The organism is Halonatronomonas betaini (assembly GCF_015666175.1).
Classification (GTDB): Bacteria; Bacillota; Halanaerobiia; order Halanaerobiales; family Halarsenatibacteraceae; genus Halonatronomonas; species Halonatronomonas betaini.
In genome coordinates, this window is record NZ_JADPIE010000001.1 from 118,674 (window position 1) to 139,996 (window position 21,323).

The 21,323-nt window shown below is 34.4% G+C and carries 20 protein-coding genes; all 20 read left to right on the forward strand.

The features are described from left to right. The first annotated feature begins 18 nt into the window (after positions 1–18). On the forward strand, positions 19–1,104 hold the full coding sequence (locus I0Q91_RS00635; RefSeq protein WP_270452205.1) for a GGDEF domain-containing protein: 1,086 nt from the start codon (positions 19–21) through the stop codon (positions 1,102–1,104). A 23-nt stretch (positions 1,105–1,127) separates the two neighbouring features. After that, positions 1,128–2,522 (forward strand): phospholipase D-like domain-containing protein, encoded by a 1,395-nt coding sequence (locus tag I0Q91_RS00640; RefSeq protein WP_270452206.1) that lies wholly within the window; start codon positions 1,128–1,130, stop codon positions 2,520–2,522. A gap of 202 nt (positions 2,523–2,724) precedes the next feature. Further along, the gene (locus tag I0Q91_RS00645; RefSeq protein ID WP_270452207.1) at positions 2,725–3,480 is read left to right on the forward strand and encodes a GntR family transcriptional regulator; all 756 of its coding nucleotides are present in this window, start codon (positions 2,725–2,727) and stop codon (positions 3,478–3,480) included. Between the two features lie 79 nt (positions 3,481–3,559). Beyond that, positions 3,560–4,207 (forward strand): bifunctional 2-keto-4-hydroxyglutarate aldolase/2-keto-3-deoxy-6-phosphogluconate aldolase, encoded by a 648-nt coding sequence (locus I0Q91_RS00650; RefSeq protein ID WP_270452208.1) that lies wholly within the window; start codon positions 3,560–3,562, stop codon positions 4,205–4,207. A gap of 16 nt (positions 4,208–4,223) precedes the next feature. Beyond that, positions 4,224–5,249 (forward strand): sugar kinase, encoded by a 1,026-nt coding sequence (locus I0Q91_RS00655; protein WP_270452209.1) that lies wholly within the window; start codon positions 4,224–4,226, stop codon positions 5,247–5,249. A 127-nt stretch (positions 5,250–5,376) separates the two neighbouring features. Continuing rightward, positions 5,377–6,411 (forward strand): ABC transporter substrate-binding protein, encoded by a 1,035-nt coding sequence (locus I0Q91_RS00660; RefSeq protein ID WP_270452210.1) that lies wholly within the window; start codon positions 5,377–5,379, stop codon positions 6,409–6,411. A gap of 96 nt (positions 6,412–6,507) precedes the next feature. After that, complete coding sequence (locus tag I0Q91_RS14365) at positions 6,508–7,998, forward strand: sugar ABC transporter ATP-binding protein (protein WP_270452211.1); 1,491 nt, start codon at positions 6,508–6,510, stop codon at positions 7,996–7,998. 37 nt (positions 7,999–8,035) lie between these two features. Continuing rightward, entirely contained in the window at positions 8,036–8,989 is a 954-nt protein-coding gene (locus tag I0Q91_RS00670; protein ID WP_270452212.1) for an ABC transporter permease, read from the forward strand. A 16-nt stretch (positions 8,990–9,005) separates the two neighbouring features. Beyond that, positions 9,006–9,413 carry a D-ribose pyranase gene (gene rbsD / locus I0Q91_RS00675; protein WP_270452213.1) on the forward strand — a complete coding sequence of 136 codons (408 nt, stop codon included), beginning with the start codon at positions 9,006–9,008 and terminating at the stop codon, positions 9,411–9,413. A 23-nt stretch (positions 9,414–9,436) separates the two neighbouring features. After that, complete coding sequence (gene rbsK / locus I0Q91_RS00680) at positions 9,437–10,363, forward strand: ribokinase (RefSeq protein WP_270452214.1); 927 nt, start codon at positions 9,437–9,439, stop codon at positions 10,361–10,363. A gap of 15 nt (positions 10,364–10,378) precedes the next feature. After that, positions 10,379–11,905, forward strand: a complete 1,527-nt coding sequence (xylB, locus tag I0Q91_RS00685; protein WP_270452215.1) for a xylulokinase — start codon at positions 10,379–10,381, stop codon at positions 11,903–11,905. Between the two features lie 31 nt (positions 11,906–11,936). After that, a complete protein-coding gene (locus tag I0Q91_RS00690) occupies positions 11,937–12,623 on the forward strand; it encodes a transaldolase family protein (RefSeq protein ID WP_270452216.1) in 687 nt (228 codons plus the stop codon). Positions 12,624–12,629: 6 nt separating this feature from the next. Beyond that, on the forward strand, positions 12,630–13,601 hold the full coding sequence (locus I0Q91_RS00695) for an aldo/keto reductase (RefSeq protein ID WP_270452217.1): 972 nt from the start codon (positions 12,630–12,632) through the stop codon (positions 13,599–13,601). 184 nt (positions 13,602–13,785) lie between these two features. Continuing rightward, positions 13,786–14,727, forward strand: coding sequence for a shikimate dehydrogenase family protein (locus tag I0Q91_RS00700; RefSeq protein ID WP_270452218.1), 942 nt, complete (start codon positions 13,786–13,788; stop codon positions 14,725–14,727). Between the two features lie 20 nt (positions 14,728–14,747). After that, positions 14,748–15,326 (forward strand): glucose-6-phosphate isomerase family protein, encoded by a 579-nt coding sequence (locus I0Q91_RS00705; RefSeq protein WP_270452219.1) that lies wholly within the window; start codon positions 14,748–14,750, stop codon positions 15,324–15,326. Positions 15,327–15,368: 42 nt separating this feature from the next. Then, positions 15,369–16,322 carry a phosphoglycerate dehydrogenase gene (locus I0Q91_RS00710; RefSeq protein ID WP_270452220.1) on the forward strand — a complete coding sequence of 318 codons (954 nt, stop codon included), beginning with the start codon at positions 15,369–15,371 and terminating at the stop codon, positions 16,320–16,322. A gap of 19 nt (positions 16,323–16,341) precedes the next feature. After that, complete coding sequence (gene deoC, locus I0Q91_RS00715; protein WP_270452221.1) at positions 16,342–17,007, forward strand: deoxyribose-phosphate aldolase; 666 nt, start codon at positions 16,342–16,344, stop codon at positions 17,005–17,007. Between the two features lie 61 nt (positions 17,008–17,068). Then, on the forward strand, positions 17,069–18,601 hold the full coding sequence (locus I0Q91_RS14370) for an FGGY-family carbohydrate kinase (protein ID WP_345790926.1): 1,533 nt from the start codon (positions 17,069–17,071) through the stop codon (positions 18,599–18,601). Between the two features lie 19 nt (positions 18,602–18,620). Continuing rightward, the gene (locus I0Q91_RS00725; protein WP_270452223.1) at positions 18,621–20,414 is read left to right on the forward strand and encodes an L-fucose isomerase; all 1,794 of its coding nucleotides are present in this window, start codon (positions 18,621–18,623) and stop codon (positions 20,412–20,414) included. A 23-nt stretch (positions 20,415–20,437) separates the two neighbouring features. Beyond that, positions 20,438–21,214 carry an IclR family transcriptional regulator gene (locus I0Q91_RS00730; RefSeq protein ID WP_270452224.1) on the forward strand — a complete coding sequence of 259 codons (777 nt, stop codon included), beginning with the start codon at positions 20,438–20,440 and terminating at the stop codon, positions 21,212–21,214. Positions 21,215–21,323: the final 109 nt, after the last annotated feature.

Genomic DNA, 21,323 nt, shown 5'->3' on the forward strand with positions numbered 1-21,323 from the left:
TCACAGGAAGATTTTTTAATGACTGAAAAGTTAAAATCTGAATTTGATAAAGAAACTTTTAATCATAATACTTTTATTATTATTATTTTAGGCTATTTTCTTTTCTTTGAACAACTTTTTTATGCGTTTTTTGTTAGAGAACCAGGCAGTACCTATCAACAAATACATTTTATAACTGCTCTTTTAATGATTCTATTTGCTGGAATTGCAACTTATATTTATCAAAAAGATTTTACAAAAGTTAATAAATATCACAAAAAGTTTGTGATTATTTTTGTTTTGAGTGGATTGCTTATAGCCATAGTGAGAACATCATTACTACAATTACAACTCTATTCATTGCCTACAATTTATTTAGCTGTAATTTATGGCATGGCAGTTGCTTTTTACTTTCCACCAATACTGAGCTTTGCATTATACAGTTCTTCATCTATCCTTTTGATATTTTTATTATCTGGCCAGCCTATTGCTCAGGAGTTTTCATATGTCCAGGATATAATCTCAAACAATATAATTGCCTGGGTTGTTTCAGTTCTCAACTTTAATAGTTATTTCAATGGTTTTATTAAAAGCAAAAAGATTTCTGATATGAATGGTAAATTAAGATATATATCAGAAAGGGATCCTTTGACTGACCTATATAATAGACGTAAATTGAATGACTTATTGATTGATGAGATTAAAAGAATAGGGAGAACTAATGAGTTTTTTTCAGTTATAATTTTAGATATTGATAATTTCAAAAATGTCAATGACACTTACGGACATAATATAGGGGATGAAGTATTAGTCAATTTTAGTGAAATATTAAAATCTAATATTCGTGAACTTGATAAGCCAGGTCGCTGGGGCGGGGAGGAATTTTTAATAATTGCACCAGCTACAGATAAGAAAGGTGCAGAGAATCTAGCTAAAAAGTTAAAAAAATTAATTAATAATAATGATTTTGGTAAACCAGAGAGATTAACTGCAAGCTTTGGTGTAGCTACTTATAATCATGAAGAGTCAGTTTATCAATTGATCAACCGGGCTGATAAAGCTCTTTATGAGGCCAAATCAACTGGCAAGAATAGAGTTATTGTTTATAATCAAGGTATTTCATAGGTGATTGTACTGGAGGATTTAAAATGAAGATTAATAAAATCATGAAAAAATTAATTTTAGCTTATATAATATATTTCTTATTGGCTGGAATAATTGTGTTTGGCTTTTTGCCAGTTCCAGGAGTTGAATCGGCTATGGATTATTCTCTTGATGAGTCGATTTCAGTTAGTAATGGTCAGGATGAAGCTTTATTGCTTGAAGGGCTAGAGATTGGCAAGCTTGCTAGAGTTAATCTGATAGAGAATGCCGAAGAGAGCCTGGATATAGCATATTACATGGTGCATAAAGGTGATGCTGCAGATATCTTTTATGGCCAGATTTTAGATGCTGCAGACCGTGGTATTAAGGTAAGGCTAATAATTGATGGAATCTATTCAGCTCAGCCTCAAAATAGAAGTTATATTTATGCCATGACTTCCCATGAAAATATAAAGTTTAAAACATATGAGCCTATCAATCCGTTAAGGCCCTGGGCTGTCCAGAACCGTCTCCATGATAAAATTGTTATTGCGGATGGCAATTATGCATTAATTAGTGGCAGGAACATAGGTGACAAATACTTTGATCCAGATATTGAAACTCCATCGATTGATAGGGATGTTCTTTTAGTAAATGAAGAGCCTGGAGCTGACTCTGTATTGACTCAGTTTGATGATTATTATGATAAATTATGGGAAAGTGAATTTAATAAAAATTACAGTGATTTGAACTCAGCCAGGGAGCGGCTAGCCAGAAGGAGGGTTGAGGAGATAAATAATAGTCATCAGGAATTGCAGGATAAATATAGTGAACTATTTGGCCAGGATCTTGATTGGCAGAATTATTCATATCCAACAGATCAGGTAATGCTAGTCCATAATCCCCTGGAGAGGTTTAATAAGCAACCCAGGGTCTGGCAGGTTTTAGCTGGACTTTTTGAAGAGGCTGAAGATAGCATTATGGCCCAGAGTCCATATATTATTCCAACTGATCAGATGTTAAAGTTTTTGGACCAGGAAGAAATTACAGCTGGAAAGATTAATCTATTGACTAATTCATTAACAAATAGTTCAAATCCATTAGCTGGCTCAGGTTATAGCCTCTTTCAGGATGACTTGAAAGATTTTATTGGTGATAGAGGTAAGCTTTACGAGTATTATAATAATGGAGCTATTCATGCTAAATCCTATGTTATAGATGAGAGGATCAGCGCAATTGGTTCCTTTAACCTTGACCACAGGAGTGCATTTTTAAGCACAGAGACTATGGTCATTATAGAGAGTGAACCATTTGCTGAGAACTTTTTAAGTCAGGTTGATGGGTTGATAGAACAGTCCTACCCATATCAGGAAGCTCCAGAGGAAGAGGTTTCAACTGCTAAGGAAATTAGTTTGCGCGGCTTATCTTATTTTAGCAGGTTTTTTAAGTTTATGCTCTGATTTTTGGCCATAAATGTGTTATAGGGAGAATAATATGAGCATAAAAAGAATAAATATAAGAAAATTGGTAATGACCAAAAAACATTTTAATTAATTTACCGATTTCCCTTGAAATTTTTATATTATTCTGCTATATTAAAAACACAGACAATTTTCAAACAATTAATTATCTTATAAATAACTACGAAAATGAGGTTTTAATATGGACTTGATTGATAATAAATTAGATAAGGATACACCTGTACCGTTATATTATCAATTAAAGAATATTATTAAGGAACAGATTGAAAAAGGTTATTTAAAACCAGGAGATACTGTTCCTCCTGAAAGAATTTTAGCTGAGAGTTATGATGTAAGTAGGCCTACTATTAGAAAAGCATTATCTGAACTTGTTAATGAGGGGCTTTTAAATCGAGAAAAAGGTAAAGGGACATTTGTGTCTGAGCCTAAATTTGAATTTAGCTTTGTTCAAAAATTAATGACTTTTTATGATGATATGGTAACTAAAGGATTTAAGCCTAAAACTAATGTAATTACTAAAGAATTAAAGGAAGCTGATAGGGATTTAGCTGAAAAACTATCTATTTCAGTAGGGGATAAATACATTTATATTAAAAGGGTAAGAAGTATAAAAGGTGAACCGATTGTAATTGTTGAAAATCATATTCCATATCATTTATGTGAAGATATAATTAGCATTAATTTAAGTGATAAGTCCTTATATAATTCTATGTATGAAAAATGTGGTTTAGAGAATTATCGTGCAGAAATGTCTATTGCACCAGCATTAGCTAATCATTATGATTCAAAGCTGTTAGAAATAGATGCTGGCTCTCCCATTCATCACATTAAAACAATCTCTTATACAAAAGATAATATACCAATGGACTACTTTGAATCCAGATTTCGTGGTGATAGAGGCGAGATAAAGGTAAACTTATGTGATAATGGAATATAATAAAATAAAAACAAATTTTTTTACCAATTAGCAAAAACATCGTTTCACAATACAAAACATAATCAAGGAGGCCAATAATTTGACAAAACAAGAGGTTATTTCAGGTTTGGAAGATTCTGGAGTTGTTGCCGTTATTAGGGCTGATAAGATTGAGACAGCAGAACAAATTGTTGAAGCAATAGTGGAAGGTGGAATAACAGCTATTGAAGTGACAATGACTGTTCCAAATGCCTTTGATTTAATTAAAAAGCTAAGCAAAAAGTATCAGGGATCAGATGTATTAGTTGGTGCTGGATCTGTTACAGATGCTGTATCTGCTAAAAATTCAATTGATGCAGGTGCAAAATATATTGTAGGCCCTACATTTGATCAGGATGTTGTTAACATATGTAATGAGTTTCAGGTTCCGGTGATACCAGGTGCCATGTCACCGACTGAGGTTGTAAATGCAATGAAGGCAGGTGCTGATATTGTAAAAATTTTCCCTGCAACTTTATTTGGACCTAAAATTATTAAGGCTATAAAAGGACCTATTCCTCATGCACCATTACTACCAACAGGTGGAGTTAACCTTGACAATGTTCAGGACTGGTTTGAAGCTGGAGCATGTGCAGTCGGGGTTGGGAGTGCCTTGAGTAAAGGTTGGAAAGAAGGAAAGTTTGATCAAATTACAGAGCAGGCAAAACAATTCAAAGAAAAAGTAGCATTAATCAAAAAAGAATTATAGAAATGGAGGTATTATTTTGAATACTGCAAAAGTTATAACCTTTGGAGAGATAATGCTAAGACTTACTCCACCAGAAAATAAAAGATTTATTCAAGCTGATAATTTTAACATAATTTATGGTGGAGGTGAAGCAAATGTTGCTGTATCACTTGCTAATTATGGTTTAGATGCTTCATTTGTAACACGACTTCCTGATAACCCAATAGGAGATTCTGCTTTAAATGAATTAAGAAGGTATGGAGTTAACACTGAGTTTATTAAAAGAGGTGGAGATAGACTGGGGATATATTTCTGTGAAAACGGGGCCAGTCAAAGACCATCAAATGTTATTTATGATAGAGCCCATTCTGCCATAGCAGAAACTAAACCAGGTGAGTTTAATTGGGGAAAAATTTTTAATGGTGCAGATTGGTATCATGTAACTGGTATAACTCCAGCGTTAAGTGATAATATGGCTGAAGTTACAATTGAATCAGTAAAAGAGGCTAAAAAACAGGGCTTAAAGGTAAGTTGTGATTTGAATTATCGAGCTAAATTATGGAGTAGAGACAAAGCCGAAAAAGTTATGGCAGAAGTAATGGAATATGTTGATGTTTGTATTGCAAATGAAGAAGATGCTGAAATGATTTTTAAAATAAAAAGTGGCTCAGATATTGATAGTGGTGAGCTTAATATAGATGGTTATAGGGAGGTTGCTGATCAGTTAATGGAGAGGTTTGATCTTGAATTAGTTGGAAGCCATTTAAGAAAAAGTTATAATGCTTCAGTTAATGGTTGGTTGGTTGTTCTCTATGATGGCAATGAATTTGTTCAATCTGAAGAGTATGAAGTTCATATTGTTGACAGAGTCGGTGGCGGAGACTCCTTTGCAGGGGGTTTAATATATTCCAGGTTAACAGGCAAGTCTTTACAAGAATCTGCTGAATTTGGAGCAGCAGCTTCAAGTTTAAAGCAATCAATACCTGGAGATTTTAACCATATGAGCCTGGAAGAGGTTGAAAGCCTTGCTAAAGGTTCAGGTTCCGGGAGAGTTAAGAGATAAGATTAATTAAACTGAATATTATAAGGAGGTGATAACTAAAGAAGTGCAATGACACAATTTTTATCATTTGTCGGCTTAGGAATTTGACTTAAAAACCAAAATAAACTCAAAAAAGGGGAGTTTACTAATGACAAAACTTACAAAAAGTATGATGATTATTGCATTAACATTTGTTTTAGCTTTTTCCTTTACAACTGTTTTTGAAATGGAAGCAATGGCAGAAGACGAGTATCATATTTCAGTAATAGTTAAAGCTACAGATTCAGATTTCTGGCAGCAAATGATGACAGGTGCAGAAGTTGCAGAACAGGTTAACGAAAATGTAACTATTGACTTATTAGGACCACCATCTGAAGCTGATATTGCTCAGCAGGTTGCTATAGTTGAAGATGCAGTTGTTGGTCAACCAGATGCAATTGTTTTAGCTTCAACAAGTTCTGATGCAACGGTAGGAGCAGTTGAAATGGCATATGAACAAGGAATTAAAGTTGTGCTGGTTGATAACTTAATTGAAACAGATATGTATCACACATTTATGGCAACAGATAATATTGAAGGTGGTGCAATAGCAGCAGAAGAATTCTCCAGGTTAGCAGAAGAGGAATATGATATTGACTTAAATGAAAAAGTTGTCGGTCATATTAATGCGATGGCTGGAGTTCAGGTATTAATAGATAGAAGTGATGGTTTTATTGATCGTATAACTGAATTGAATCCTGATGTAGAAATGCTAGATCCTAGATATGTTGATAATAGAATTCCTGATGCAATGTCAGCAGCAGAAGATATTATATTGGGAGAAGGAGATAATCTTGGTGGTTTTTGGGCTAATAACAATCATACTGGTGTAGGAGTTGCTCAGGCAATTGCAGATGCTGATGCAGGAGATCAATTCCCGGCTATTTCATTTGACGCTGATCCACAACAGATTGATGCCATAAGAGATGGCTACCTTGATGCTACTATTGTTCAGGATCCATTTGCCATGGGCTTTGATGGTGTTATGAATGCAATTAAAGCTATTGAAGGTGAAGAACTACCTGACTTTATCGATACAGGTGCTACACTTGTAACTCAAGATAATCTAGATGATGATGAAATTCAGCAATTAATTGATACAGACTTAAGATCCGAAGCTATCTTAGAAGAATATGGTATGTAAAATATATCATTAATGAGTTAAATTAAAATAATTCACCCTCTGCTTTAAAGTAGAGGGTGAATTATTAAATATACTTCTTATTTAGGAGGTAACATTGTGGGAAATAATGACTTAATAATAGAAACTAAAAATATAAGGAAGACATTTCCTGGAGTTACGGCTCTTGATAATGTCAATTTTAAATTAAAAAAAGGAGAGATACATGCTTTAATTGGTGAAAATGGGGCTGGAAAGTCTACATTCATTAAAATATTAATGGGCGTTCATAAGATGGATAAAGGAGATATATTTTTTGAGGGAGATAAAGTAAATATTAAAAACCCCCTTGAAGCTGATAAAATAGGTCTTGCGGCTGTTTATCAGCATATGATAACAGCTCCATTATTAACAGTTGCTGAAAATATATTTCTTGGCAGACAACCTAAAAAAAATGGGTTGATCGATTGGAAAAAAATGAATCAAGATGCAAAAGAAATACTAGAAGATTTAAATATGGATATAAATCCAAAAGTAAGACTAAATAAGCTAAGTAATGTTCAAAGAAGGATGGTAGTAATAGCTAAGGCAATCTCAAAAGACGCAAAAGTAATTATATTTGATGAACCGACAGCTCAGTTAGCTGAAGAAGAAACAGAGGAGTTACATGATAAAATTAAAATGCTAAAGGAAAAAGGAATCAGTATTATTTATATTTCTCATCACTTAGAAGAGGTTTTTGAAATATGTGATAGAGTTTCAGTGTTAAGAGATGGAGAGCATGTAGGAACAGAAAAAGTTGATGATATCACAGAAGATGATTTAATTGCAATGATGGTAGGTCGTGATGTTGGGGAACTTTATTATAAAGAAGATATTAAAAAAGGAAAAGAATTATTAAGGGTTGAAAACTTAGAGAGGGATTCAGAATTAAGTGATGTCTCATTTTCATTGCATGAAGGAGAAGTTTTAGGAGTTTATGGTTTATTAGGAGCAGGCCGGACTGAATTAGTAAGAAGCTTATTTGGGGCCGAACCAATCACTGGTGGTAAAATAATTATTGAAGGTGAAGAAGTAAAAATCGATAATCCAAGCCAGGCTATTAATAATAATATCGGATTATTGCCTGAGGATAGGCATGAAGAAGGTGTAGCTCTTTTACAGTCGGTAAATGATAATTGTAATGTAGTTAGTTCAAAGTTTTCTGCAAGATATGGTGTTTTAAATAAAAAGGTTGAAAGAGAAACTACTAGAAAAAATATTGAAGACTTAAATATTAAGACCCCATCAATTAATCAGTTGGTTAAGAATCTTAGTGGAGGAAATCAGCAGAAAGTTGTTATAGCAAAATGGATTAATGCAAATTCTAATATTTTATTATTTGATGAACCAACAGTCGGAATCGATGTTGGTGCAAAAAAAGAAATCTATGTTCTGATGTCAGAACTTTTAAAAGAAGGCAAAGGTATTATTTTTGTGTCTTCATATATACCTGAACTTATGGAGATCTGTGATAGAATTATGGTTTTATCAAGAGGTAAAATGACAGGCATAGTTGAAAAAGAAGATTTTGATCAGGAAGAACTTCTATATCTAGCTACTAGAGAATAATGTATATTTAATATAGAAAGGTAAGGTGTAAAATTAAATGAATATAGAAAATGTTAAAGACTTTATTAGTAGGAATTCAACAGAGTTTACTTTAGTATTTGTTATTGCAGTTATATGGGGTGCGTTGGGGCTTGCTGTACCAGTATTTTTAAGTTATCCAAACTTTTTCAATCTGGCCAGACAGAGTGCTGTAATTGGTGTGGTTTCAATAGGTATGACGCTGGTAATGATTGCTGGTCATATTGATTTATCTGTAGGTTCATATGTAGCAGTAAGTGGAGTAACAATAAGCTTATTACTTACTGCCGGATATTCAATACCAGTGGCATTTCTATTAACTTTATTATTAATGGCAGGACTTGGTACTATTGTTGCTGTGGCTGTCCATGAAGGAGGAGTGCCTTCTTTTATTGCTGGCCTTGGCATGATGAGCGCAGCTCGGGGATTTGCCTTACTTATTACTGGTGGAAGAATAATTTCAGGCTTGCCTATGGAGTTTACTGGTTTAGCCAGAACTGATGTTTTTGGGATTCCTGGTTTATTTTTAGTATTATTAGCTTTAATGTTCTTAGCAGACTTCGTTTTAAGAAAAACCAAATTTGGTAGAAATTTATATACTCTAGGAAGTGGCACTGAAGTTGCAAAATTATCAGGTGTTAGATTAAGAATAAATACGTATGCAATATTTATTATAAATGCCTTAATTTCAGGTCTAGCTGGTATTATGCTTGCTGCAAGACTTTCGTCAGGTGTTCCATCTGCTGGCCAAATGTATGAGTTAGACGCAATTGCTGCTGTAATCATTGGTGGTGCCAGTCTTTCAGGTGGAGCTGGTGGAGTATATGGTACTTTACTTGGTGCTTTATTAATGGGAACACTTAGAAACGGTGGAAATTTACTTGGTTTAGATCCATTTTATATGCAGATTGCAACTGGTGTAGTTGTTGTAGTGGCTGTATTTGTTGATCAGCTTAGAAAACGAGGAGAATAAGTAGGAGGAATAATTAATGAAAAAGAAAGGGATTTTTAATCATCCACTGGCAGAAATTGTAGCATCAATGGGACATAAAGATAGGCTAACTGTTACTGATTTAGGATTTCCAATTCCTAAAGATGCTAAAAAAGTTGATTTAGCTGTTAAAGAAAATTTGCCTGATATTAAAACAGTACTTGATGTTATTTTATCTGAAATGCAGGTAGAAAAAGTTTTGCTTGCAGAAGAGATCAAAACTGAAAGCCCTGAATTACATGAGTATTATCTGGAATTATTTAAAGGTGCTGAAATTGAATATATCCCACTCTGGTGGGAGATGTATGAAGAGACCGAGAAAGCTAAAGGTGTTGTCAGAACTGGAGATGTAACTCCATATGCTAATTTAGTTTTAATATCAGGTGTAGATGGAATTTTCTATTAAACCATTTAAGAGGATGTGTATTTATGGATAACAGGATTGCTGTAATTGGAAGCAACATGATGGACTTAATAACTTATATGGATAGATTGCCTGCTCCTGGAGAAACTTTGGAAACAGATAAATTTGATCTTGGTTTTGGTGGGAAAGGTGCTAATCAGGCAACAGCTGCAGCCAGATTAGGAGCAAATGTTACCTTTGTATCCAGGGTTGGAGATGATTTATTTGGTCCTGAAGTTATTAATAATATGAAAGAGATGGGTATAAATACTGACCATATAAAAACTTCTAAAAATACTTCTAGCGGTGTTGCTCCTATCTTTGTTGATAGGGATGGGGAAAATAGAATATTCATAATTAAAGGTGCAAATCAAGACTTAAAACCAGAGGATATTGATGAAGCGGCGGAAACTTTAAAAAAATGTAATTTAATTATATTACAACTGGAAATTCCTCTTGAGACTGTTTATTATGCAATCGACTTTGGCAATAAAAATAATATAGAAGTTATCTTAAACCCTGCACCTGCCAATTCATTAGATTTTAAAATGGTTAAAAAGGTAGATATATTTGTTCCTAATGAGACCGAGCTAGCAGATATAAGTAATCAAAAAGTTAATGATCTTGAAGATGTTAAAAAGGCAATAAATAAGTTGCAATCTAAAGGCTTAAAAAATATAATTGTAACCCTGGGCTCAAAAGGTGCATTTGTAGCAACTGAGAAAGAACAATTACTGGTTGAGTCTATCGATATAAATCCTCATGATACGACTGGAGCTGGGGATGCCTTTATAGGCAGCTTAGCTTACTATTATTTACAAAAGAGCTCTCTAGTGGAAGCTGTAAAATATGCAACTATTTATGCTGGTCTTTCAACTTTAAAACCTGGAACACAGAAATCATATCTATCAGGAGATGATTTTGAGAATAGATTATCAAATTATTTAAGTTAATTGAGGTGTTAACCAATGGGAAAATATATACTTGCCCATGATTTAGGTACAACAGGTAATAAAGCCACATTATATAATGCCGATGGAGATTTAGTTAATAGTCAGTTTTTTGGTTATGAAACCGATTATCCTAAAACCAATTGGGCTGAACAGAACCCAGAAGACTGGTGGGAAGCTGTTTGTAAGAGTACTAAAAAGCTTATAAAGGATAGTAAAATAGATAAAAGCTCTATTGGAGTAATTAGTTTTAGTGGTCAGATGATGGGAGCCTTACCTGTAAATGAAAAAGGTCAACCTTTAAGTAATTCGATTATATGGGCTGATCAGCGTAGTACTAGTGAGGCTAATTTATTATCAAGTAAAGTTGGTAACGATCAGATTTATAATATTACTGGCCATAGAGTTAGTCCTGCTTATTCTGGTGAGAAGATATTATGGTTTAAAATGAATAAGCCTGAAATTTACTCAAATACTTATAAGTTTTTACAAGCTAAAGATTATATTATTTATAAATTGACTGGAGAATTTGTTACTGATTATTCAGATGCTACTGGAACTAATATTTTTAATATTAATAAACTTGAATGGTCAGAAAAAATAATTGAGTCAGCAGAGATTGATATTAATAAGTTGCCAGATGCTTTACCATCAACTCATGTTGCAGGCACTGTAAATGCCAATGTCGCTGAAACAGTTGGTTTACAAAAAGGTACACCTGTGGTAATTGGCGCTGGTGATGGTACAACAGCAACAGTAGGTGCAGGTATAATAGAAGAGGGAGAAGCTTATAATGTTATTGGCTCATCTTCCTGGATAGCTCTTTCCACACCTGAGCCTATATTTGATGAGGAAAAGAAAACATTTAATTGGGCCCATGCTGTTCCTGGAATGTATGTACCCTGCGGAACTATGCAAACGGCTGGTGCATCTTATAGCTGGGCAAGAGATAATTTAAGTCCTCTTGAGAAGATCGCTGGAGAGAAATTGGGTATTGATGAATATGATTTAATGAATCTAATGATAGAAAAAAGTAATCCTGGAGCAAACAATCTTTTATATTTACCATATTTAATGGGAGAAAGAAGTCCCCACTGGGATCCAGAAGCCAAAGGTGCTTTTATTGGTCTTAATATGAATAATAATAGAGGTGATATGCTTCGAGCTGTTTTAGAAGGAGTCACCTTTAATTTAAGAATTATCTTAGAATCATTTACAAAAAAAGTTTCACTTGACTCAATAAAAGTAATTGGTGGTGGAGCAAAAGGAGATATTTGGAGACAGATAATGGCTGATATTTATAATAAAGATATTCTAAGATTACAGTTATTAGATGAAGCTTCATCATTAGGAGGGGCAATAATTGGTGGAGTTGGAGTTGGCATTTTTGATGATTTTTCAATAGCAAAAGAATTAAATCCAGTAGTAGATGAAGTTAAACCTAATCAAAATAATATTATTATTTATAATGAATTATTTCCAATTTTCAAAGAGGCCTATCATTCCCTGAAACCTATTAACCATAAATTGAGCCAGCTAGACTAATTGTCTTTATTGAAAGGTGGTCAATAGTTAAATGAATTTATATATAGATTCTGCTAATATTAAAAAAATAAAAGAACTTTATGACTGGTTACCTATTACTGGAGTTACAGTAAACCCAACAATTTTAGCAAGAGATCAGATTACAATTTCAGACTTTTTACATGAAGTTAAAAATTTAAGCCCTAAATGTACTCATATCCAGGTGACCCATACAGAAACAAAACAAATAATTGATGATGTTCAATATTTATGGAGTCTTGAATTAGATAATATTTCTGCTAAAATTCCAGTGACTAAAAATGGCTTGAAAGCAATTAAAGAAATTAAGAGTGAAAATGAATCTAGATTAATTACTGCTACAGCAGTTTATAATGCTAATCAGGCTTTAATTGCTGCTGAGGCAGGGGCAGATTTTATTGCTCCCTATGTTAGCAGGATTGATAGACTAGAGCATTCTGGACTAGACGTTGTTGCTGATATTAAAGTTTTATTAAATAAATATAATCTTGAAAGTAAAATCATAGCTGCTAGTATAAAAAATGCTTATCAGTTAAAAGAAATTTTAAAAATAGGTGTAGATTCTGTTACTCTTGCACCGGATTTAATCGAGGAAGCTTTTCAGAGTGATTTAACTGATCAGGCTGAAACTGATTTTCTAAATGATTGGTCTAATGTTTTTAAGTCTCAGGAATTAACTTCACAAATTATTAGGAGGTAATAGTCTATGTTGAAAAGAGAATTAGGTAATACTGGAGAAGAAGTTACAGTTATAGGTCTTGGTTGCTGGCAGTTAGGCCAGGAATGGACTGGGATGGATGATGATAAAAAATCAATAGAATTAGTTCATAAAGCATATGATTTAGGTATTAATTTTTTTGATGTTGCGCCAGTTTATGGTTTTGGCCATGCAGAAAAAGTTTTAGGTGAAGCCGTTTCTGATAGAAGAGAAGATGTTTTTATTGCTTCGAAGGTTGGTCTCCGCTGGGACGACCAGAAAAATATTGTTAGAAATCTTTCCTCTGAAAGTATTAGAGAAGAGATTGAAAATAGTCTTAAAAGGTTGGATACTGATTATATAGACTTATATCAAATGCACTGGCCTGATCCAAATACTCCAATTCAAGAGACTATGGAAGAATTATCTAAGTTAAAGGAAGAAGGTAAAATTAGATATATTGGAGCTAGCAATTTTAATGTACCTCTACTGGAACAGGCTTCTGCTGTTGAAGAAATAGTAAGTAACCAGGTATTATATAGTATTTTAGACCAGAACTCAGAACATTACCATGGTCTTCCATTAATATATAGGACTAGAGATGAAATAATGCCTTATGCTGAAAAAACCGGTATGTCAGTAATCCCTTATAGCCCAGTCTGTCAGGGCATGTTAACAGATTCCTTTGATATGAGTAAACTTGAAGAGGGAGATGTCAGGTATGCCAATCCTGAATTATGGAATGAGAAATGTGAAGAGAATTATAGAAAAGTTCAGGAAATCAAAAAAATTGCTGAAAAATATGATAAACCTCTTGCCCAGTTGGCATTTAATTGGCTAAGAAAACAGGATGAGATAACTAGTATAATTGCTGGTGTTACAAAGATTTACCAAATAGAAGATAATGTAGCTTCTGTTGAATGGGAATTGTCTGATGAAGATATGGACAAAATTGATGAGATAATGTTAAACAAAGAGTAATAAATTTATTGAAGGGATTTAATAGTTTATGTCAGCCTGTTGGAGCAATTAATTAGTGAAGTTTCAAATATAGTAAGTTATGAAATTAATTCTAAAATAATTGTTTCAACAGGTCTTATAAAAATAAGCATCTCATTAAATAATCCTTTATTAGCTTTATAATAATATAAGGAAGGATGATAAAATGAAATTACCTGAAAAACCAGAAAAAGAAACTATGTATTTTATTGGAGTTACAACCAAGCAATCATCGATTATGGATGTTTTTCCTAAATGGAATGAAATTTTAAATTTAAATGCAGAATTAATTGGTATAGATATTGATATTCACGCCCCAAAGGAAGATTATATTAAGGCAGTTCAATTTATTAGAGAGCATGAAAGGGCTAAAGGAGCTTTAGTTACAACTCATAAAATTGATATTTTCGATGCAGCCTGGGATTACTTTGATTTCTTAGATCCTCACGCTGCAATTCAGCAGGAATTATCCTGTATATCTAAAAAAGATAACGAAGTTTATGGTTTTGCCAAAGACCCGATAACCAGTGGTAGATCTATGGAAGAGTTTATTCCTGAAAATTTTTGGGCAGAGCATGGTGGAGAAGTCCTAATTATTGGGGCAGGAGGCAGCGCCAGGGCCATAGCCTCATATCTTTTTGATCCAGAAAATGGAGATAATATTCCATCAAGATTGATTGTAAATAACAGAAGCAAGCCAAGGCTAGACAAGTTTGCTGATATGTTTAAGTTAATAAATGATGATGTGAATGTTGAATATAATTTAACTCCAGATATTGAAGATAATGATAGAATATTGGCTGAAGTCAAGCCGTATTCCCTGGTTATAAATGCAACTGGTTTAGGGAAAGATCGGCCAGGCTCGCCATTAAGTGATGATTGTACTTTTCCAGAAAACTCTTTAGTCTGGGAGTTGAATTATCGAGGTGGCTTAAAATTCATGCATCAGGCATTAGATCAGAAAGAAGAACAGAATTTATATGTAGAAGATGGATGGAAATACTTTATTCATGGCTGGTCTGAGCATATAAGTGAGGTCTTTGATATTGAATTGACAGATGAAAAGCTTAAGGTATTAGATGAAGCCGCATCAGATTTAAAGAAATAGTTTATGGGGGTATTGAAGATATGGAATTATTTAGACCAATAAATAGTTATTATGATTTTGAAAACATAAAAATGGTTCCAGAGGGTGATTTGATCACCAGAAATTTAAGTGATATGGACTGGATGTACCAGGATCAGGAGGCAGTTCAAGAACTATTAAAAGAAGATCCGCAGATTTATAGATATTATAATGTTGATATTCCAGAGGAAGAAGGCCACTTACAGCACTGCATTAGTATTATTAATCCTGGGAAAGTTGGCAATGAATATAATATGACTAAAGGTCACTTTCATGAAATTAAAGGAACTGCTGAAATTTATTATACTATTCAGGGCGAAGGCATGCTTTTTATGCAGTCAGTTACAGATGGGGAGCCTGAATTTGAGGCCCTTGAAATGAAAAAAGGTACCTTAAGTTATGTTCCGCCGTACTGGGCTCATAGAACAATAAATACCGGTGAGGAACCACTGGCATTTATAGGAATTTATCCAGGTGAAGCCGGCCATGTTTATGGGGAGATTGAAGCAAAAGGATTTATGAAATTATTAATTGAAAAAGATGGGGAGCCGACTATTATAGATAATCCGAACTACAAATAAATATAAGTTTATAAGATTATAATAATTAAGAGGTGGATTCTATTGAAGATATTAATTACACCCCGATCATTTGCGTCAATATCAAAAGAACCAATTGAGATCTTAAAGAGTAAAGGTTTTGAGTTGCTTATAAATGATACAGGGGAGAACTATTCAGAAACTCAGATGATGAGATTAATTAAAGATGTGGATGGCGTAATAATTGGCACAGATCCTTTAAATGAAAATGTATTAAAGGAAGCTAATAAACTTAAGGTGATTTCTAAGTATGGTGTTGGTACAGATAATATAGATCTCGATTATGCTAAAAATAATAATATTACTGTTACAAATACTCCGTCTGCTAATTCAAGATCAGTTGCTGAGCTAGTTATTACTTATATATTTGCTCATTCCAGGAGAATAATTGAAGCTGACAAAAAAACCAAGGAAAAATATCAGGGTAAAATTGTTGGTAATACAGTTAACGGCAGGACAATTGGGATTCTTGGTTTAGGAAAAATAGGAAAATCAGTTGCTAGAATGGCAAAAGGCTTAAATATGAATGTACTGGCCTGTGATATTAATGAGGACGATCAATTTGCCGACAGATATAATGTGAAATATGTTGACTTTGTAAATTTAATCAAAGAATCAGATTTTATTAGTTGTCATCTACCTTTAAATAGTAAGACTGAAAACATGATAAGTTCAAAAGAATTTAATATGATGAAAACTGATGCTATATTAATTAATACAGCAAGAAGTGGAGTTATAAATGAGAATGATTTAATTGAAGCTCTTATAAATGATAAGATTAGAGGGGCAGCTTTAGATGTTTTTAATGAAAAATTAATTGATATTATTAATGATAATCCTAAAATTAATAATAAGATAATTTTATCCCCTCATATGGGAGCCCATACAGATGAAGCAGTTGATAAAATGGGGGTTCAATCAGCAGAGAATTTAATAGATTTCTTTGAAAATAAAACACTAAATAGTCAGGTTGTTTAAATAAAAGGGGTTGTTGATTTTGGAAAATCATGAATTATCAAAAATGTTGGATCATACTCTTCTTGGTCAGGATATCAATAAGAATCAGGTTATAAATAAATGCAATGAAGCAAAAGAATATGGTTTTTACTCGGTATTTACCGTTCCCTATTATGTGAAAACCATGGTAGATGAACTTAAGGGATCTAATGTTAAAGTTGGAACTGTAGTTGGTTTTCCACTGGGGAATACCAATACTGAAAGCAAAGTTCAAGAAGCAATAAAGGCTTTAAAAGATGGTGCTGAAGAATTAGATATGGTTATAAATATATCAGCATTAAAAGATCATGATAGAGATTATATTTTTAAAGATATAAATGAAATAGTTAAATTAAAGGATAAGCTTGATCAAGATTTTATATTGAAGGTTATCATAGAAAGTTGTCTATTAGATCCTGAAGAAATTGAAGAGGTAAACAAACTGGTTTATGAAGCTGGAGCTGATTATATTAAAACCTCAACTGGCTTTGCCGAAAGTGGAGCAAGTCTGGAAGTGGTAAAACTTCTGGCTGATTTGAATACAGATAATGATCTTAAAATAAAGGCATCAGGAGGTATAAGAACTAAAGAGGATGCACTGGCAATGATTAAAGCTGGCGCAGATAGAATTGGAGTTAGCTCTGGAGTTCAGATAATAAATAGTTAATTAAAGTGAGGCAGGCTAATTGTATCCTGCCTCATAAATATATTGATAGGAGGTTTTTAATATCCTTTTACTAGGCATAGATATAGGAACCCAGGGAACTAAAGGAATCTTGATAAATAAAGATGGTAAAGAGCTGGCAAGTAGTTATCATGGCTATGAAGTTGAACAGCCCAATCCTGGCTGGGCTCAGCAGTGGCCTGAAGTCTGGCTTGATGCAGTTAAAAAAGTAATAAAGGATATAGTCTCAGCAAATAATGTTAATCCAGATGATATCGAAGGTATTGCAATAAGCAGCCTTTATGGTGGGGCTGGAATACCAGTCGATAATAAGATTGAACCATTAGCTCCCTGCTTAATCTGGATGGATAGAAGAGCTAAAGAAGAGACAGACTGGGTGAAAACTAATCTTGATTTAGATAATCTCTATCAGATAACAGGCAATACAGTCGATTCATATTACGGCTATACCAAGATGCTCTGGATAAAGAATAACTGGCCTGAGATCTGGAATAATACCAACCTCTTTCTGCCCCCAAATGCATATATAATCTATAAACTGACTGGTGAAATTGCAGTCGATTATTCTTCTGCAGGCAATATCGGTGGAATATTTGATATCAATAAAAAAACCTGGTCGGAAGAGATGTGTAATAAATTAGGGATTCCTGTTGATAAACAGCCTGAGAAATTGGTTGGTTCTGATGAAATAGTTGGAGAAATCACTGAGGCTGTTGCTGAAGAAACAGGTTTAAAGCCAGGCACCCCAGTAATAGCAGGCGGTGTTGATGCAGCTGTGGCTACATTAAGTGCTGGAGCTGTATTTGAAGGTAATCACGTTGCCATGATAGGAACCTCAATGTGCTGGGGATTTGTCACTGAAAAGACCAATCTTTCTTCAAAACTAGTTAGCATGCCCAATGTTATCGAAGCCCAGGATAAGGTCTATAGTTTTGGCGGGGCAGCAACTGCAGGAGCTATTATCAGGTGGTTTAGAGATGTATTTGGCCAGGAAGAGTTAAATACAGAAGAAAAACTCGGGTTAGATGCCTATAAGCTCCTTGAGATAAAGACTGAAGATATCCCTGCAGGCTCTGAAGGCTTAATTGTGCTACCCTATTTTATGGGGGAAAGAAGCCCTATCTGGGACAGTCAGGCCAGAGGTAATATTTTAGGTTTAAGCCTCTATCATACCAAAGGCCATATATTTAAAGCCTTTATGGAAGGTGTGGCCTATGCTTTAAGGCATAATATGGAGATAATGGTGGATAATGACCAGATAGAACTTGATAAAGAATTATTACTAGTTGGCGGAATAACTAAATCAGATATCTTTCCGCAGATCATTGCCGATGTTACTGGCTTTCCTGTGAAGATAATTAAAAATGATGTTGAAGCCCCTCTTGGAGATGCAGTCCTGGCAGGACTTGGAACCGGAGTATTTAATAGCCCGGAAGTATTACTCGACTGGATAGAGTTTGAGGAGACCTTTATTCCCGATAAGGATAATAAAGAGGTTTATGATAAGTTATTTGAACAGTATAAAGAGTTATACCCAAAATTGAAAGAAGAAATGGAAATTTTAAGTGATATATAATATGCCTGGAGGTTAAAGTATGTCAGAGATAAAAGTTAGAAATAGATATCAAGCTAAACTTCCGAAAGTTGGAATCAGGCCAGCAATTGATGGCCGGAAAGCTGTTAGAGATACTGAAGAGGCCACAACTATTAAGATGGCTAAATTGACTGCTGAATTTATAGAAAATAATATGAGGCATCCAAATGGTGCTAAAGTTGAAACAGTTATAGCAGATACCTGTATCGGGGGAGTAGCCGAGGCCAGAGCTGCTGAGGAGAAGTTTAAAAAGAATGATGTTGGAGTATCGATTACAGTAAGCCCTGTCTGGTGTTATGGCTCAGAGGTAATGGATACAACTTCAGAGATTCCTAAAGCAGTCTGGGGCTTTAATGCAACTGAGCGTCCAGGTGCAGTCTTCCTGGCAGCCTTAAAATCAGCCCATGATCAGAAGGGACAGCCGATCTATCCGATCTATGGCAAGAATATTCAGAATGATTTAAATGAGATCCCTGATGATGTAAAAGAGAAATTATTAAGATTTACAAAAGCAGGCCTGGCAGTAGCCAGAATGAAGGGGAAGTCATATCTATCGATTGGCTCAGTCTCAATGGGTATAGCCAGTTCTGTTATTAAAGATGAATTTTTTGAAGACTACTTAGGCATGCGGACAGAATATGTTGATATGTCAGAAGTTATTAGAAGGTTAAATAATGATATTTATGATAAAGATGAATTTGAGAAAGCTTTAGAATGGACTAAGGAAAACTGCCAGGAAGGCAAGGATTATAATCCAGAGGAATTTAAGGCATCTGAGGCTGAAAAGGATAAAACCTGGGAGACAGTAGTTAAGATGACTTTAATTGCAAGGGATTTAATGGTAGGCAATCCAAAGTTAAAAGAAATGGGTTATGAAGAGGAAGCCCATGGCCATAATGCCATAGCAGCTGGTTTTCAGGGGCAAAGACACTGGACAGATCATATGCCGACTGGAGACTTCACAGAGGCGATTCTTAACTCATCCTTTGACTGGAATGGTATCAGACAGCCTTACCTGCTGGCAACAGAAAATGATTCTCTAAATGGAATCTCAATGTTATTTAACCATCTTTTATCTAATAGAGCCCAGATATTCTCAGATGTGCGGACATACTGGAGCCTGGAATCGGTTAAGAAAGCAACAGGCTATGAGCTATCAGGAAAAGCAGAGACTGGAATTATTCATCTTAAGAATTCAGGACCGGCTACATTAGATGGTGCTGGCAAGCAAAAAGATGAGAATGGCAACCCTGTAATGAAACCCTACTGGGAGATTTCTGATGATGAGGCTCAGGCCTGTCTGGATGCGACTAGATGGTGTCCTGCTTCAAGGGATTATTTCCCTGCAGGTGGTTTTTCCAGCAAGTATAAGTCAGAGGGCGGCATGCCAATGACAATGAGCAGGATTAATATTATCAAAGGGCTAGGACCTGTATTACAGATTGCTGAAGGTTATTCTATTGACCTGCCGGATGAGGTTCATAAAGAGCTGGATGATAGAACAGACCCGGGCTGGCCGACAACCTGGTTTGCTCCAAAGCTAAGCGGAGAGTTCCCCTTTGAAAATGCCTATCAGGTTATGAATAACTGGGGCTCCAACCACGGAGCTATTAGTTATGGTCATATTGGAGATAAATTAATAACCCTGGCTTCAATGTTAAGGATACCGGTCTCAATGCATAATGTTGAAAATCAGAGGGTATTCAGGCCAAGTTTCTGGAGTTCTTTTGGAACTAAAGATCAGGAAGGTGCGGATTACAGGGCCTGTGATAATTTAGGGCCATTGTATAAATAATAAGTATAAGTAGGTGAATGTTAATGGGCAAGAAACCAGATCAGTTAATTCAATCCATAGATAGAGCTTTTGATATACTGGAATTATTAGTTGAAAAAGGTTCAAGTATGGGTGTAACTGAAATTAGTGAAAGAACAAAGCTTCATAAAAGCACTGTTTATCGATTGCTGGCTACATTAAGGTATCGTGGCTATGTTAAGAAAGATAATCATGAAAAGTATAAAATAGGATTTAAATTGTTTGAATTAGGTAGTTCAGTAATTAATAATATTGATTTACGTTCAGATGCTAAACCATTTTTAAGAGAGCTAATGAATATCTCTGAAGAAACCGTTCATCTCGGGGTTTTAGATGATAATCAGGTGGTATATATTGATAAAGTTGAAAGTGAAAATACAATTAGGATGTATTCAAAAATTGGCAGAAGGAATCATGCTTCCAGTACAAGTCTGGGCAAAGTAATTTTAGCCTATTCAGATCGTGAAGTTGTTGATAAAGTAATCAGGGAAGAAGGTTTAAAAAAGCTTACTGAGAATACAATTACTGATGAGGAACAGTTCAAAAAGCATTTAGCAAAGGTTAGAAGTCAGGGTTATGCAATTGATAATGAGGAACAGGAATATGGGATTCGCTGTATTGCTGGACCAATCTTCGATCATACAGGAGAGGTTATAGCAGCTTTTAGTATTTCAGGCCCAACTATGCGGATGACCAAAGAAAAAGTAGAATCTCTAAAGCCGGTGATTAAAGAATACTCTAAGAAGATTTCTGAATCATTTGGCTGTAATGGATTTTGTTGATCTGTTTATATTATAATTAAGCTAGCCAATAAGAATTATTTATTGCCCCTGTGAATACAGGGGTTTATCTTTTTCGTATCTTAGTATTATTAAAGCACTATGATTAAAT

Coding starts and splice junctions, on each gene's coding strand:
- I0Q91_RS00670 (WP_270452212.1), top strand. CDS start 8,036: ATGAATATAGAAAATGTTAAAGACTTTATTAGTAGGAATTCAACAGAG.
- I0Q91_RS00700 (WP_270452218.1), top strand. CDS start 13,786: ATGAAATTACCTGAAAAACCAGAAAAAGAAACTATGTATTTTATTGGA.
- I0Q91_RS00705 (WP_270452219.1), top strand. CDS start 14,748: ATGGAATTATTTAGACCAATAAATAGTTATTATGATTTTGAAAACATA.
- I0Q91_RS00690 (WP_270452216.1), top strand. CDS start 11,937: ATGAATTTATATATAGATTCTGCTAATATTAAAAAAATAAAAGAACTT.
- I0Q91_RS00640 (WP_270452206.1), top strand. CDS start 1,128: ATGAAGATTAATAAAATCATGAAAAAATTAATTTTAGCTTATATAATA.
- rbsD (WP_270452213.1), top strand. CDS start 9,006: ATGAAAAAGAAAGGGATTTTTAATCATCCACTGGCAGAAATTGTAGCA.
- I0Q91_RS00725 (WP_270452223.1), top strand. CDS start 18,621: ATGTCAGAGATAAAAGTTAGAAATAGATATCAAGCTAAACTTCCGAAA.
- I0Q91_RS00695 (WP_270452217.1), top strand. CDS start 12,630: ATGTTGAAAAGAGAATTAGGTAATACTGGAGAAGAAGTTACAGTTATA.
- rbsK (WP_270452214.1), top strand. CDS start 9,437: ATGGATAACAGGATTGCTGTAATTGGAAGCAACATGATGGACTTAATA.
- I0Q91_RS00660 (WP_270452210.1), top strand. CDS start 5,377: ATGACAAAACTTACAAAAAGTATGATGATTATTGCATTAACATTTGTT.
- I0Q91_RS00645 (WP_270452207.1), top strand. CDS start 2,725: ATGGACTTGATTGATAATAAATTAGATAAGGATACACCTGTACCGTTA.
- I0Q91_RS00730 (WP_270452224.1), top strand. CDS start 20,438: ATGGGCAAGAAACCAGATCAGTTAATTCAATCCATAGATAGAGCTTTT.
- I0Q91_RS00635 (WP_270452205.1), top strand. CDS start 19: ATGACTGAAAAGTTAAAATCTGAATTTGATAAAGAAACTTTTAATCAT.
- xylB (WP_270452215.1), top strand. CDS start 10,379: ATGGGAAAATATATACTTGCCCATGATTTAGGTACAACAGGTAATAAA.